Genomic DNA, 14252 nt, shown 5'->3' with positions numbered 1-14252 from the left:
CTGTTTATCTGACGAACTTCCGGCGCATGCGCTTCTCGACACCGCGAAGCGCAAGCGACAGGCCGATGGTCAGCACCAGATAGACATAGGCGACGATGGAATAGGTCTCGAAGAAGCGGAACGAGCCGGACGCGTAGACCTTGCCCATCTGGGTGATGTCGGCGACGCCGAGCACAGAGACCAGCGACGAATCCTTGACCATCGCCACGAAATCGTTCGACAGCGGCGGGAAGACGACCCTCAGCGCTTGCGGGAACACCACGAGGCGGAAACGCTGCACGCGCGTCAGGCCGAGCGCCTTGGCGGCCTCGATCTGGCCCTTGTCGACGGACTGGATGCCGGCGCGAAAAATTTCGGCAATGAAGGCGGAATAGCCGATGGTCAGCGCGAAGACCGCACGCCACATCAAGGAGACGTCGCGCACCTGCAGCGCCTCGATCAGACCGGCGGAGATGGCCGGGCTCATCAGCGCATTGTAGAGCGCCACGAAGCCGGGAGCGCCGACGAAGGCGATATAGAACAACAGCACCAGCATCGGAATGCCACGGATCACCTCGATGTAGAACCGGGCGATTTCCCGCAGCGCCCGGGCGTCGGACAGACCGAGCAGGGCGATGGCGAGGCCGAGAATCATGGCCAGCGCAAAGGCGACCAGCGTGACGAAAACCGTCACGCCGATGCCCTTGGATATGGTGACGAAGACTTGGGTATAGAGATCATTCAACGCGATGACGGCGGCCAGCGCCACCGCAATGGCGCCGAGCGCGGCGAGCCACCAGGGAAAGCCGCCCCTGCCGCCCTCGGGAAGGGTCTGCAAGGCCATTACCGGGCGGCTCTCGCACTGGAGCGTTTCGGCTCTTCTTCGAAACGCGAAAGCGCGCTCATCCCTTGCTTTCTCGCATTTCCGGAGGGGAAACCGGTATCCGCTTTTCCTGGAAATGCTCCGGGCATCTCAGAAAGGCTCATTGGCCCATCTTGTAGTCGAGGAACCACTTCTTGTTGAGTGCGTCGATCGTGCCGTCGGCCTTGAGGGCGGCGATCGCGGCATTCACTGGCGCGACCAGATCGGAGCCCTTGGGGAAGATGAAGCCGAAATCCTCGGTGCCGAGCGGGCCGCCGATGACCTTCAGGCCGCCATTCGAAGAATCGACGTAGCCCTGGGCGGCGACGCTGTCGGTGAGCACGACGTCGACATCGCCGGCCTTGAGGGCCTGAACGGTGGCGCCGAAGGTTTCCATCAGCTTGATGCGCGGGTTCTGCTCATTGCCGTCGAGGATCGAATAGACGGCGGTGTAGAAGGGCGAGGTGCCCGGCTGGGCGCCGATCAGGCCGTCCTTGAAGGCGCCGAAGGTTTTTGCGTCGGTGAAGCGGTTTTCGTCGCCGCGCACCAGCATGAACTGCTCCGAACGCATGTAGGGATCGGAGAAATCGACTTTCTCCTTGCGCTCGTCCTTGATGGTGATGCCGGTCATGCCGATGTTGTATTGATTGTCGGAGACGGCCTGGATCATCGCATCCCAGGAGGTGTTCTGGTATTCGACCTTGAAATTCAGGCGCTTGGCGATCTCGTTCATCGCGTCGTATTCCCAGCCCTTGGCTTCGCCGGTCTTGGGATCGACGAATTGCAGCGGCGGATAGGCGTTTTCGGTGACGACGACGACCGTGCGGCCGCCGAGATCCGGCAGGCTGGCGGCAAAGCTTGCGACGGGGGCGAGCACGAGGGCGGTCAGGGCGGCGAGAAACGAGCGTCTGGACGTCATGGAATTCTCCTGAAGTGTGGCTTGTTGAATTAAGTGACATACTTCTGGAGGGCGATGCAAGGCGGGGACGACCGCCTTTACGGCAAATATGAAACGCCGCAACGCTGCCGTTGCGTTCGGAAAGAAAATCGTTCCTTTTCAACCTGTTTGCCGCATAGCAAAAAAGGCGGTCCCGAGGGACCGCCTTTCGAAAGATGCATGCGCGAAAAAGCTTATTCGCTCTTGGCTGCTTCTGCGGCGGCAGCGGCTTCCGCAGCGGCCTTTTCAGCGGCCAGAGCCTGTGCGGCGGCAACCTTCTCGGCTTCGAGGCGAGCCTTTTCCTGGGCAGCAGCGGCGCGCTCGGCATCGTTGAGCTTGCGGGCGCGAACGCCGGTGTCTTCGACGATACGGGCCGACTTGCCGCGACGGTCGCGCAGGTAGTACAGCTTGGCGCGACGGACCTTGCCGCGACGGACGACTTCGACGCTTTCGACGAGCGGCGAGTAGATCGGGAATACGCGCTCGACACCTTCGCCGTAGGAGATCTTGCGAACGGTGAAGCTCTCGTTGATGCCGCCGCCGGAACGGGCGATGCAGACGCCTTCATAGGCCTGAACGCGGGTACGGGTGCCTTCGACGACCTTGACGTTGACGCGGAGCGTATCGCCGGCGGAGAATTCCGGAAGCTTGCGCTGGGCTTCGATCTTGGCGGCCTGTTCGGCCTCGAGCTGCTGAATGATGTTCATGGGTTCAACCTTTTCAGTTCTTCTGAAACAGCCAGAGCGCCGGTTCCTTCGGTCAAAGCCTCAAGACCTGTCCCTTGCGGGGCGTGGCGGGTTCGCATGTCCTTGATTGCGGGTCGACGGGAAATACCCCGAATTCCGTGCCGGCCTATACACCAGCCGGTCGGGCTTGTCACCCCTTGGGCGGGGTTTTTGTTGCTGTGCGCGCCAGAAGATCGGGGCGGCGCTCGACGGTCAGCCGCCTTGCCTCCTCCTCGCGCCAGCGGGCGATGGCGGCATGATTGCCGGAGGTCAGCACGGCGGGGATGTCGCGGTCCTCGAACACCTGCGGGCGGGTGTAGTGCGGATGTTCGAGCAGCCCGCCCTCGAAACTTTCATGCACGCCCGAGAGATCGTTGCCCATGACGCCCGGCAGGATGCGCACGATGGCATCGAGCAGGATCGAGGCCGCCGGTTCGCCGCCGGAGAGGATATAGTCGCCGATGGAGACCTCCTCCAGCCCGCGCGCGTCGATGACGCGCTGGTCGACGCCTTCGAAGCGGCCGCAGACGATGACGACGCCGTCCCCGCCGGCCAGTTCGCGCACCTTCTCCTGCGTCAACGGCTTGCCACGCGGGCTCATGAGGAGCCGGGGGCGGTTGTCTTCAGCCGAGACGCTATCGATGGCGCGAGCGAGCACGTCCGGCTTCAGCACCATGCCGGCGCCGCCGCCGGCCGGCGTGTCGTCCACCGTGCGGTGCCTGTCGGTGGCGAAATCGCGGATCTGCACCGTCTCCAGCCGCCAGTCGCCGCGCGCCAACGCCTTGCCGGCCAGCGACAGGCCGAGATGGCCGGGAAACATGTCGGGGTACAGCGTCAGCACGGTCGCGGTGAACGGCCGCTTTTCGGAAGTTTCGGGCATCGGATCAGGGCTTGCCGTCATCCGGCTCGTCGATCAGCCCGGCGGCGGCAGGATCGATCAGCAGCGTGCCGCCTTCGAGATCGATTTCCAGCACCGCCTTTTCCGAGAAGGGAATCAGCACCGGGCGGCGACCCGGGCCTTTCAGTTCCAGCAGGTCGCCGGCGCCGAAATCGAAGACGGCGCTGACGGTGCCGTAGCTCTTGCCATCGGCATCGAGCGCCTCCAGCCCTTCGAGATCGGCATAGAAGAACTCGTCGTCCTCCAGCTCGTCGTCGGGCAGGTTGTCGCGCTCGACATAGAGATCGAGGCCGTTCAGCGCCTCGGCCGCATTGCGGTCGTTGATGCCGCGGAAGCGGACGATCGCGATGTTCTTGGCTTCGCGGATGTCGAGGATCTCGAAGGTGCGCCCGTCGAGACTGTGCAGGTTGCCATAGTCGCCGAGCGCCGTCGGATCGGCGGTGAACGTCTTGACGCGCACCTCGCCGCGCAACCCTTGCGCCGCGCCGACCGTCGCCATCAAGACGGGATTTTCAAGCTTGCTCATCGGGCCGAACTCTCTCCGCAGCCATATCCGGGGCTTATTATGCCGAACTCACCGCAAATGGAAACGAAAACGGGCGGCATCGCCGATGCCGCCCGTTCGAATTCACCTGTGCGATGCCTTATTCGGCGGCAGCAGCGGCGTCGGCGGCCTTCTGGGCCTTCTCGGCGGCGCGTTCCTGGGCCTTCTTGCCCGGCTTGCCCTTTTCCGGGTTGGTGCGGGCGTCGCGCTTGGCAAGGCCGGCTTCGTTGAGGAAGCGCAGGACGCGGTCGGTCGGCTGGGCGCCATTGTCGAGCCAATGCTTGATGCGGTCGGCATCCAGCTCGATGCGCTTGGCGTCTTCCTTGCCGAGCATCGGGTTCCAGGAACCGATCTTCTCGATGAAGCGGCCGTCACGCGGCGAACGGGCGTCGGCAACGACGACGTGGTAATAAGGACGCTTCTTGGAACCGCCGCGGGCGAGACGAATCTTCAGGGACATGGGATTACTCCTTGGGTTTCTTGTTGAGGCCGCCGTCAGGCGGTCTTTTCGGTTGCGCCACCGTGTTCGGCGGCAATGGCTTCATGGTGCCGGATGACTTCCTTGATGATGAAGTTCAGGAACTTCTCGGCGAAATCCGGATCCAGATTGGCATCCTTCGCCAGGCGGCGAAGGCGCTCGATCTGGTATTCCTCGCGCGCCGGGTCGGCCGGCGGCAGGTCATGCTGGGCCTTGAGAACACCGACCGCCTTGGTGCAGCGGAAACGTTCGGCCAGCATATGCACGAGAGCGGCGTCGATATTGTCGATCGACTGGCGATAGCCGCTCAATTCTTCTCTGATCTTCGGATCGATCATGACTGTCTCTCCCCTCACTTCTTCTTGGGCAGGCCGGGAAAGCCGGGGAAGCCGCCGAGACCGGGAAGCTTTCCGCCAAGGCCCGGCAGGCCACCGCCCAGACCGGGCATGCCGCCCGGCTTGCCGAGGCCGGCCGCTTCCGCCTGCTTCTGCAGGGCTTCAAGCTGCTTCGGATCGAGCTTCGACAGGTCGGGCATACCGCCCATGCCGCCGCCGAGACCCATCTTGCCGGCAAGGCCGCCCATCATCTGCTTCATCATGCCGCCCTTGCCCTTGCCGCCCATCATCTTCATCATGTCGGCCATCTGGCGATGCATCTTCAAGAGCTTGTTGATGTCGGCCGCATCGGTGCCGGAGCCGGACGCGATGCGCTTCTTGCGGGAATGCTTCAACAGGTCCGGGTTGGCGCGCTCGGCCTTGGTCATCGAGGAGATGATGGCGAGCTGGCGGCGGAACAGCTTGTCGTCGAGGCCGGCGGCGGACAGCTTGTCCTTCATGCCGCTCATGCCTGGCATCATGCCCATGATACCGCCCATGCCGCCCATCTTCTGCATCTGGGCGATCTGGTCGGCGAGATCGTTGAGGTCGAACTTGCCCTTGGCCATCTTGGCGGCCATGGCGGCCGCCTTTTCGGCGTCGATATTCTCTGCGGCCTTTTCGACCAGCGAGACGATGTCGCCCATGCCGAGGATGCGGTCGGCGATGCGGCGGGGGTGGAATTCCTCCAACTCGCCCATGCGCTCGCCGACGCCGATCAGCTTGATCGGCTTGCCGGTGACGGCGCGCATCGAAAGGGCCGCACCGCCGCGTCCGTCGCCGTCCATGCGGGTGAGCACAAGGCCGGTGATGCCGACGCGTTCGTCGAAATTGCGGGCGAGGTTGACGGCGTCCTGACCGGTCAGGCTGTCGGCGACCAGCAGGATTTCATGCGGGTTCGAGCGCTTCTTGATGTCGGCCATCTCGACCATCAGCGGCTCGTCGATATGGGTACGGCCGGCGGTATCGAGGATGACGACGTCATGGCCGCCGAGCTTGGCCGCCTGAACGGCGCGGGCGGCGATATCGGTCGGCGACTGTCCCGCGATGATCGGCAGCGTGTCGACGCTGACCTGGACGCCCAGCTGGCGAAGCTGCTCCTGCGCTGCCGGACGGCGCGTGTCGAGCGAGGCCATCAGGACCTTTTTCTTGTCGCGCGTCTTCAGCCGGTTGGCGATCTTGGCAGTGGTCGTGGTCTTGCCCGAGCCCTGCAGGCCGACCATCATCAGGACGACGGGGGCGGGCGCATTGAGATCGATGCTCGCACCTTCCGAGCCCAGCATCTCGACCAGCTCGTCATGGACGATCTTGACGACCATCTGGCCGGGCTTGATCGACTTCAGGACTTCTGCGCCGACTGCCTTCTCGCGGACGCGATCGGTGAAGGAGCGCACGACTTCGAGCGCCACGTCGGCTTCCAGCAGCGCGCGGCGAACCTCGCGCAGGGCGGCGGCGACATCCGCTTCCGATAGCGCGCCGCGACCGGTCAATCCGTTGAGGATGGACCCAAGGCGCTCCTGCAGGCTCTCAAACATCAGCTCATCCTTCTTCGTTTCCAAAACCGTGCCGGAAACGTCGGTACATTGCCGCCGGAAAACAAGACGCAAAGCCAAAAAGCACCCGAGGGCGCATCGCGCTGTCGGGTGTTGACCTCCGGAATCCCTTTCAGATGATGGTTCCGGTCGGCGGCTCGAGTCTGGTCTCGTCGCGGAATTTTCGGGCGATAAACCTGAAGATGCGGGCAAAGTCAAGGAAAAGATGGCATTTTGCCCGAAGGCCAAGGAAAACTTGCGTTCCGGCCGCCCGTTCCCCATTTCTGCATGACCTAAGGCGAATGCAAGCAAAGAATGGCCGGAACGACAATGCCAGGCAGCGGAAATCCCTATTACCGGGGCCCAGTGACGGATCATTTCGATGGCACGCGGTTCTTCAATCCCGGCGGCATCGCGCCGCTCGGTTTTTCCGACGTGCTGCGCTGGCAGCTCGGCGGCGGGCGGATCGCCTGGCCGAAGCGGATCGTCAGTCCGTTTCCGCCGGCAAAGCCGGCGCGGCGCATCGATGGCGACGCCATCCGGGTCACCATGGTCGGCCATGCGTCGATGCTGGTGCAGGTTTCCGGCGTCAATATTCTCACCGATCCCGTCTGGTCGGAACGCGTCAGCCCGTTTTCCTTCGCCGGGCCGAAGCGCGTGGTCGCGCCGGGCATCGCCTTTGCCGACCTGCCGCCGATCGACCTGGTGCTGGTGACGCATAGTCATTACGACCATATGGATCTGGCGACCCTCGCCGCGCTGCATGCGGCGCATCGTCCCGAGATTGTCACGCCGCTCGGCAACGATGCCATCATCCGCCGCCGGATCGCAGATGCACGGATTCGCGTGCTGGATTGGGGCGAGGCGGTGTCCGTTTCCGGCATCGGCATTACCGCCGAGCCCTGCCACCACTGGTCGGCGCGTGGTGCGCGCGACCGGTGCATGGCGCTGTGGTCGGCCTTCGTTTTGGAAACGCCGGCCGGGCGCATCTATCACATCGGCGATACCGGCTTTCACGACGGCATCAATTATCGCGCCGCCGGCGAAAAATATGGCGGTTTCCGCCTGGCGCTGCTGCCCTTTGGCGCCTACGAGCCGCGCTGGTTCATGCGCGGCCAGCACCAGAATCCGCAGGAGGCGGTGGCGGGAATGCGGCTCTGCCGGGCGGCCTTCGTCGCGGGCCATCACTGGGGCACGTTCCAGCTCACCGACGAGGGGCTGGGCCAGCCGGTCGAGGCGCTGCACGCCGCGCTCGACGAAAACGGCATCGCCCGGGAAAACTTTCCGGCGCTTTCGCCGGGCGAGGTGTTCGACGTGCCGCCCGCCTGAGGATCGAGGCCGACGAAGGCAAAGCCGCCACTGGTAATTTGCCGAGGTTTCCGCCATATAGGCCGCAAGAACAGAGAGATCCTTCCATGAGCAACACGGTCGAATTCGCCCGGATGAACGGGCTTGGCAACAAGATCCTCGTGGTCGACATGCGCCGCCGCCGGGACATGGTGACGCCGGCCGCCGCGATTAAGCTTGCCGGTGACGCCGAGACCGCTTTCGACCAGATCATGGCGATCCACGATCCCAGGGCCGACGGCACCGATGCCTGGATCGATATTCTCAATTGCGACGGCACCAGGGCGCAAGCCTGCGGCAACGGCACGCGCTGCGTCGTGCAGGCGCTGGCCTCCGAAACCGGCAAGAAGACCTTCACCTTCCAGACGGTCGCCGGCATCCTCAATGCGCGGGAGCATGAGGATGGCCTGATCTCCGTCGACATGGGCAGGCCGGTGTTCGCCTGGGACCGTATTCCGCTGGCGGAGGAATTCCACGATACCAGCCGTATCGAATTGCAGATCGGCCCGATCGACAACCCCGTGCTGCATTCGCCTTCTGTCATGTCGATGGGCAATCCGCATGCGGTCTTCTGGGTGGATCGCGATCCCATGGACTTCGACCTGCACCGTTTCGGCCCGCTGCTCGAAAACCACCCGATGTTTCCCGAAAAGGCCAATATCACGCTGGCGCATGTGACCTCCGACAGCGCGATGACGACGCGGACCTGGGAGCGCGGCGCAGGGCTGACGCTGGCCTGCGGCTCCGCCGCCTGTTCGGCCGCCGTCAGCGGTGCGCGCACGGGACGCACCGGCCGCAAGGTTGCGGTCACCGTCGCCAGCAGCCCGAACCGCGGCACGCTGCACATCGAATGGCGCGAGCGCGACGACCATGTGGTCATGACCGGCCCGGCCGAATGGGAATGGGCGGGCGTGCTCGATCCGACGACCGGCGCCTGGCAGCGGCAGGCGGAAAACGAGGCGGGGGCGCGGTGAGCGGCGTCGACGTCATCACCTTCGGTTGCCGCCTGAACACCTACGAATCCGAGATCATGCGCGCCGAGGCCGAGAAAGCGGGGCTGAACAATGCCGTGCTGGTCAATACCTGCGCGGTAACCGGCGAGGCCGTGCGCCAGGCGCGCCAGGCAATCCGCCGCGCGCGGCGCGACAATCCCCATGCCCGCATCATCGTCACCGGCTGCGCCGCGCAGGTCGAGAAGGAGATGTTCGCTGGTATGCCCGAGGTCGATGCCGTGCTCGGCAACGAAGAGAAGCTGCGCGCGACCTCCTACCGTTCGCTGCCGGATTTCGGCGTCTCGGCCGAGCAGAAGTTGCGCGTCAACGACATCATGAGCGTGCGCGCCACCGCGCCGCAGATGGTCAAGCATATCGACGGGCATGTGCGCGCCTTCATCCAGGTGCAGAACGGCTGCGACCATCGCTGCACCTTCTGCGTCATTCCTTATGGGCGCGGCAATTCCCGGTCCGTCCCGATGGGCGCGGTGGTCGAGCAGGCGCGCAAGCTGGTCGAGAGCGGTTATGGCGAGATCGTGCTGACCGGCGTCGACGCCACCAGCTACGGCGCCGATCTGCCGGGGGAACCGAGCCTTGGACTTCTGGCGAAAAGCCTGTTGAAGCATGTGCCTGAAATCAGGCGGCTGCGGCTGTCCTCCATCGACAGCATCGAGGCGGACAGCCATCTCTTCGACCTGATCGCCGGCGAGCCGCGTTTCATGCCGCATCTGCATCTCTCCTTGCAGCATGGCGACGATATGATCCTCAAGCGCATGAAGCGGCGGCATTCGCGCGGCGATGCGCTTGCCTTTGTCGAGCAGGTGCGGCGTTTGCGGCCCGAGATCAGTCTCGGGGCCGACATGATCGCCGGCTTCCCGACCGAGACGGAAGACATGTTCGACAACGCCAGGCGTCTGGCGGAGGAGGCGCGGATCGCGCATCTGCATGTCTTCCCCTACAGCCCGCGTCCGGGAACGCCGGCGGCGCGCATGCCGCAGCTCGACCGGGCATTGGTCAAGGAACGCGCTGCGCGCCTGCGTGAGACGGGGGCTACGCTTTATGCGGCGCATCTCGACGCCATGACCGGCACGCGCCAGACGATTCTGGTCGAAAACAACGGTCTGGCGCATACCGAAAACTTCACGCTTGTCGTCGCCGAGGGGCTTGGCCCCGGCGCGCTTGTGCCGGTCACCATCACCGGTCACAATGGCAAGCACCTCACCATGCAAGTACAAAGGCCGCAGGCGGCCTGACGGGATAGAAATGGCTCTCAGTTTCATCAAACGGGTCTTTACCTTCGGCAAGGATGCGCCTCCGCAAGAGGACAAGGACACGCCCGAACTGACGCCGGCAGCAGCGCCGGCAATCGAGCCGGAGCCGGCCGCCGAACCTCCCGTTGCCGAGGCCGAAGTTCTGACGCAGGCGGAGGAGGTTTTCGAGGAGCCGGCGGAAACCGTTGCCGACAGCGCTTCCGATACCGTCGAGGACGAGGAACCGGCGCTGCTGCCGGATGTCGAGGATCTGCAGGAGGTGGGCGTCGTGCCGCTCTCCCTGCTGGAGGCGGAAGCCGAGGCCGGGGTGGACGAGAGCGCGCCTTTGGCGGAAGCCGCCGCGCCGCTGGCCGAGATGCCCGTCACCCTGCCCAAGGGCTTTGCCGTCGGCGTGGCCGAACCGGAGCCGGTGGTCGAGGCGCCGCAGCCAAAACTTTCCTGGTTCCAGCGCCTGCGGCTTGGTCTCGCACGCACCTCCTCGCAGCTGACCGGCCAGATCGCGGCGCTGTTCACCAAGCGCAAGCTCGATGAGCAGACCTTGCAGGATCTGGAGGATCTGCTGATCCAGGCCGATCTCGGCGTCGAGACGGCGCTGCGCGTCACCGATACGCTGGCTTCCGAACGCTACGGCAAGGATGTCACCGGCGAGGATGTCGGCCGCATCATGGCCAGCGAAATCACCAAGGTTCTGACCCCGGTCGCCAAGCCGCTGCAACTCGACCTCACGCACAAGCCGCATGTCATCCTCGTCGTCGGCGTCAACGGCACCGGCAAGACGACCACCATCGGCAAGCTGGCGGCGAAGCTTTCGGGCGCCGGGCTGAAGGTGATGCTGGCGGCCGGCGATACGTTTCGCGCGGCAGCCATCGAGCAGTTGAAGATCTGGGCTGACAGGACGAAATCGGAATTCGTCGGCACCAAGCTCGGGGCCGATGCGGCAGGTCTCGCTTACGATGCCTTCGAGCAGGCCAAGACGAAGAAATGCGACGTGCTGATCATCGACACGGCAGGCCGGTTGCAGAACAAGGCCGAACTGATGGCGGAGCTGGAAAAAATCGTGCGCGTGCTCGGCAAGCTCGATCCCGATGCACCGCACACCGTTTTGCAGACGCTTGACGCCACCACCGGCCAGAACGCGCTCAATCAGGTCGAGATCTTCCGCAACGTCGCCGGCGTCAACGGGCTGATCATGACCAAGCTCGACGGCACGGCGCGCGGCGGCATCCTCGTCGCCATCTCCGCCAAGCACAAGCTACCGGTCTATTTCATCGGAGTGGGCGAAGGCGTCGACGATCTCGAACCTTTCGAGGCGCAGGATTTCGCCCACGCGATTGCCGGGCTTACACAATAGAATTGATTTCGACGGTAGCGTCACAGATTGGCCATGGATCGGCGGCAAAGGCCGGTCTCCCGAGAAGAACCAAGGGGATTCCTCACATGTCCGGTATCGAGAGCGAGAATGCCCCCAGCCGCGCCGAGAAGGCGCATCCGATGCTCAAGCTGGCGCTGGAGCTCGGACCGCTGCTCGTGTTCTTCTTCGCCAATCTGCGTGGCGAATGGCTGGTGCAGAAGTTTCCGGCGCTGTCCGGCCTCGGCGGCCCGCTCTTCGTGGCGACGGCGCTGTTCATGGTGGCGACGGTGACGTCGCTTGTCGTCTCGCGAATCGTTTTCAAGCATCTGCCGGTCATGCCTTTCGTTTCCGGCGTCGTCGTGCTGATCTTCGGTTCGCTGTCGATCTGGCTGCAGGACGAGACCTTCATCAAGATGAAGCCGACCATCGTCAACACGCTGTTCGGCGTCGTGCTGCTCGGCGGACTGGTCTTCGGCCGCTCGCTGCTCGGTTACGTCTTCAACGCCGCCTTCCAGCTCGATGACACAGGCTGGAGGAAACTGACGCTGCGCTGGGGCGTGTTCTTCCTGTTCCTCGCCATCCTCAATGAAGTCGTCTGGCGGAATTTCTCCGATGCCGTCTGGGTGAATTTCAAGGTCTGGGGCACGATGCCGATCACCATCCTGTTCACGCTGGCGCAGATGCCGTTGATCATGCGCCATTCGGTGACGAGCGAGGTCGACAGCCAGGCATGAGGGCCATTCCGGCCCGGCCCACTTGAAAATAATGCGTGCATTTCCCGGCGATGCTTTCTACAGCATGACAAAGGCTGCGGGGAATTCTCATGACGATTGAGGCTTTGGTCATCCATCTGGCGCGGGCGGCGGCGCGAAAGCCGCATGTGGAGCGCCTGAAGGCCGAACTGCCACTGCCGGTCACCATCGTCGATGCCGTCGATGCGGCGAAGCTCAGCGAGGCCGAACTCGTCGCCCCCTATGTGCGGCGGCTGCACGGTCCGACCTATTTCCTGTCGATGACCAAAGCCGAAATCGCCTGCTTCCTCTCCCATCGCCGCGCCTGGCAGACAATTCTCGACCGTAATCTCGATGCGGCGCTGATCCTCGAAGACGATGCCGGGCCGACCGAGGGGTTCAAGCCGGCGCTCGATCTGGCGCTCGCTCATATCGGCAAGCAGGGCTTTATCCGTTTTCCGATCCCGCGCTCGGTGGAAGCCGGCGAGGAGATTGCCGTGAGCGGCCGCGCGAAACTCATCAAACCCCGCACCATCGGGCTCGGCATGGTGGCGCAGCTCGTCAGCCGCGAGGCGGCCCAAAAGCTTCTGAAGGCGACGGAACGCTTCGACCGGCCGATCGACGTCGTCCTGCAGATGCCGTGGGTCACCGGCGTCTTCGCCCGTTCCATCGTCCCTTCCGTCGTCGCCGAAATCTCCGCCGATCTCGGCGGCACCACCCTGCATCGCAAGGGCGAGCCGGCGCTGGCGAAATTGCGGCGCGAGATCCTGCGGCCGCTCTATCGCGGGCGAATCGCATTGCGCTCCCGCTTCTTCACCCGCGAGCCGGCATGACGCCGCGCTTTCCGATCCTGATGTATCACCAGATCGGCCCGCCACCGCGGCGCGGGGTGCCGGGGCGCAGCCTGACGGTTCCGACGGCGGATTTCGTGGCGCAGATGCGCTGGCTGAAACGACTGGGTTATCGCGGCGTGTCGATGCGCGACCTGATGCCCTATCTGAAGGGCGAAAAGCAGGGCAGGGCGGTCGGCATCACCTTCGATGACGGGTTTCGCAATGTTCATGCCAATGCCATGCCGGTTCTGGCCGAACTCGGCTTCACCGCCACCAATTATTTTGTTTCCCGTGAGATCGGCGGCTCGAATGTCTGGGATCGGGCCAAAGGCATTCCGGCGGCGGAGTGCATGTCCAAGACGGAGCTTCTCGAATGGCAGGCTGCCGGCCACGAGGTCGGCGCCCATACGCTCACTCATCCGCGCCTGACGGAAATTTCGCCCGATGAAGCGGCGCGGGAGATCGCCGATGTGCGCGCGGAGCTGGAGGCGATCTGCGGGGAGCCGGTCGAGGCCTTCTGTTATCCGCATGGGGCGGTCGATGAGACGATCCGCCGGCTGGTGGCCGAGAGCGGCTATGGCAATGCCACGACGACGGTGAAGGGCCGGGCGCGGGCCAGTGACGATCCGCTGCTTCTGCCGCGGATCACCGTGCGGCGCGGCCATCCCTGGGCGTTGCTGCTGCTGAAGTGCCTGACGGCCTGATCAGCTGGCCCGGGCGGGCTGCATCGGCTTCAGCACGTTCATCAGCGCGCCATAGGGCAGCAGCATGACGAGGCCGACCAGGAGCTTGACCGAGAAATCGCCGATCGCCCAGGACATCCAGCGCGGGGCTTCCGTCGAGAACACGCCGAGGATCGGCGCTGCCTCGAGCGCGAAGGGATCGTTCGGGCCGAAGATCGCAAAACTGGCGGCAAAGGCGAAGGAGAAGAAGATCGTCGTATCCAGAGCCGAGCCGATCAGCGAACCGAACAACGGCGCGCGCCACCAGGCCTGACGGCGCAGGCGGTTGAACACGGCGATATCCAGCAATTGCCCGAGCAGATAGGCCGAGCCGGAGGCGATGGCGATGCGCGGCTGGGCGGTGACGAAGGAGAGCGCCACGCCGACGACGAAGCCGGCGAAGACCACCTTGCGGGCCGTCTGCGCGCCGAACTGGCGGTTCGTCAGGTCGGTGATCAGGAAGGCGACGGGATAGGTGAAAGCGCCCCAGGTCAAGAGATCGCCGAGCGCGATGCCGAACAGGCTTCCCGACAGCGGAAACTGCACGAGGAAGTTGGAGGCGACGACGACAAGCGTCATCAGGAGGGTATAAATCAGGAAATAGCGGGTCTTCAGCATTTTTTTATCCTGGGTGATGCCACCAGTTGGAGAAACAAACCGGACAAGCAAAAGGCTT

At 64.1% G+C, this 14252-nt stretch carries 16 protein-coding genes; 7 read left to right on the top strand and 9 right to left on the bottom strand.

What is annotated here, in order from left to right; genetic code table 11:
- Positions 1–4: 4 nt before the first annotated feature.
- From P7F60_RS13315 to ffh, 8 genes are all read right to left on the bottom strand, one after another.
- Positions 5–823: an amino acid ABC transporter permease gene (locus P7F60_RS13315; protein WP_277918224.1), complete on the bottom strand. Its 819-nt coding sequence runs from the start codon at positions 821–823 to the stop codon at positions 5–7.
- A gap of 139 nt (positions 824–962) precedes the next feature.
- Entirely contained in the window at positions 963–1760 is a 798-nt protein-coding gene (locus tag P7F60_RS13310; RefSeq protein WP_277918223.1) for a transporter substrate-binding domain-containing protein, read from the bottom strand.
- A gap of 212 nt (positions 1761–1972) precedes the next feature.
- Positions 1973–2485: a 50S ribosomal protein L19 gene (gene rplS / locus P7F60_RS13305; RefSeq protein WP_277918222.1), complete on the bottom strand. Its 513-nt coding sequence runs from the start codon at positions 2483–2485 to the stop codon at positions 1973–1975.
- A 169-nt stretch (positions 2486–2654) separates the two neighbouring features.
- Entirely contained in the window at positions 2655–3383 is a 729-nt protein-coding gene (gene trmD, locus P7F60_RS13300) for a tRNA (guanosine(37)-N1)-methyltransferase TrmD (protein ID WP_277918221.1), read from the bottom strand.
- A gap of 4 nt (positions 3384–3387) precedes the next feature.
- On the bottom strand, positions 3388–3927 hold the full coding sequence (rimM, locus tag P7F60_RS13295; RefSeq protein ID WP_277918220.1) for a ribosome maturation factor RimM: 540 nt from the start codon (positions 3925–3927) through the stop codon (positions 3388–3390).
- Positions 3928–4045: 118 nt separating this feature from the next.
- Positions 4046–4405 carry a 30S ribosomal protein S16 gene (gene rpsP, locus P7F60_RS13290; RefSeq protein WP_277918219.1) on the bottom strand — a complete coding sequence of 120 codons (360 nt, stop codon included), beginning with the start codon at positions 4403–4405 and terminating at the stop codon, positions 4046–4048.
- A 35-nt stretch (positions 4406–4440) separates the two neighbouring features.
- Complete coding sequence (locus P7F60_RS13285; protein WP_277918218.1) at positions 4441–4761, bottom strand: chorismate mutase; 321 nt, start codon at positions 4759–4761, stop codon at positions 4441–4443.
- Between the two features lie 14 nt (positions 4762–4775).
- Positions 4776–6332 carry a signal recognition particle protein gene (gene ffh, locus P7F60_RS13280; RefSeq protein ID WP_277918217.1) on the bottom strand — a complete coding sequence of 519 codons (1557 nt, stop codon included), beginning with the start codon at positions 6330–6332 and terminating at the stop codon, positions 4776–4778.
- A 327-nt stretch (positions 6333–6659) separates the two neighbouring features.
- Here ffh and P7F60_RS13275 point away from each other — a divergent pair, with 327 nt between their 5' ends.
- The 7 genes from P7F60_RS13275 (at position 6660) to P7F60_RS13245 (ending at position 13558) form a co-directional block, all read left to right on the top strand.
- Positions 6660–7658 carry an MBL fold metallo-hydrolase gene (locus P7F60_RS13275; protein ID WP_277918216.1) on the top strand — a complete coding sequence of 333 codons (999 nt, stop codon included), beginning with the start codon at positions 6660–6662 and terminating at the stop codon, positions 7656–7658.
- A gap of 86 nt (positions 7659–7744) precedes the next feature.
- Entirely contained in the window at positions 7745–8650 is a 906-nt protein-coding gene (dapF, locus tag P7F60_RS13270; protein WP_277918215.1) for a diaminopimelate epimerase, read from the top strand.
- Positions 8647–9921 (top strand): tRNA (N(6)-L-threonylcarbamoyladenosine(37)-C(2))-methylthiotransferase MtaB, encoded by a 1275-nt coding sequence (mtaB, locus tag P7F60_RS13265; protein WP_277918214.1) that lies wholly within the window; start codon positions 8647–8649, stop codon positions 9919–9921. Before dapF ends, mtaB begins: the two co-directional genes overlap by 4 nt.
- 10 nt (positions 9922–9931) lie before the next feature.
- The gene (gene ftsY, locus P7F60_RS13260; RefSeq protein ID WP_277918213.1) at positions 9932–11290 is read left to right on the top strand and encodes a signal recognition particle-docking protein FtsY; all 1359 of its coding nucleotides are present in this window, start codon (positions 9932–9934) and stop codon (positions 11288–11290) included.
- Between the two features lie 86 nt (positions 11291–11376).
- Entirely contained in the window at positions 11377–12024 is a 648-nt protein-coding gene (locus tag P7F60_RS13255) for a septation protein A (protein ID WP_277918212.1), read from the top strand.
- Positions 12025–12113: 89 nt separating this feature from the next.
- The gene (locus P7F60_RS13250; RefSeq protein ID WP_277918211.1) at positions 12114–12854 is read left to right on the top strand and encodes a glycosyltransferase family 25 protein; all 741 of its coding nucleotides are present in this window, start codon (positions 12114–12116) and stop codon (positions 12852–12854) included.
- On the top strand, positions 12851–13558 hold the full coding sequence (locus P7F60_RS13245) for a polysaccharide deacetylase family protein (RefSeq protein WP_277918210.1): 708 nt from the start codon (positions 12851–12853) through the stop codon (positions 13556–13558). Before P7F60_RS13250 ends, P7F60_RS13245 begins: the two co-directional genes overlap by 4 nt.
- On the opposite strand, the gene P7F60_RS13240 is transcribed toward P7F60_RS13245, so the two are convergent.
- Positions 13559–14194, bottom strand: a complete 636-nt coding sequence (locus tag P7F60_RS13240) for a queuosine precursor transporter (RefSeq protein WP_277918209.1) — start codon at positions 14192–14194, stop codon at positions 13559–13561.
- Positions 14195–14252 lie beyond the last annotated feature (58 nt).

Source organism: Rhizobium sp. YJ-22 (assembly GCF_029601685.1).
Taxonomy (GTDB): domain Bacteria; phylum Pseudomonadota; class Alphaproteobacteria; order Rhizobiales; family Rhizobiaceae; genus Metarhizobium.
Note: the sequence above shows the minus strand (reverse complement) of the source record. Positions and strands in the feature narration are given on the sequence as shown.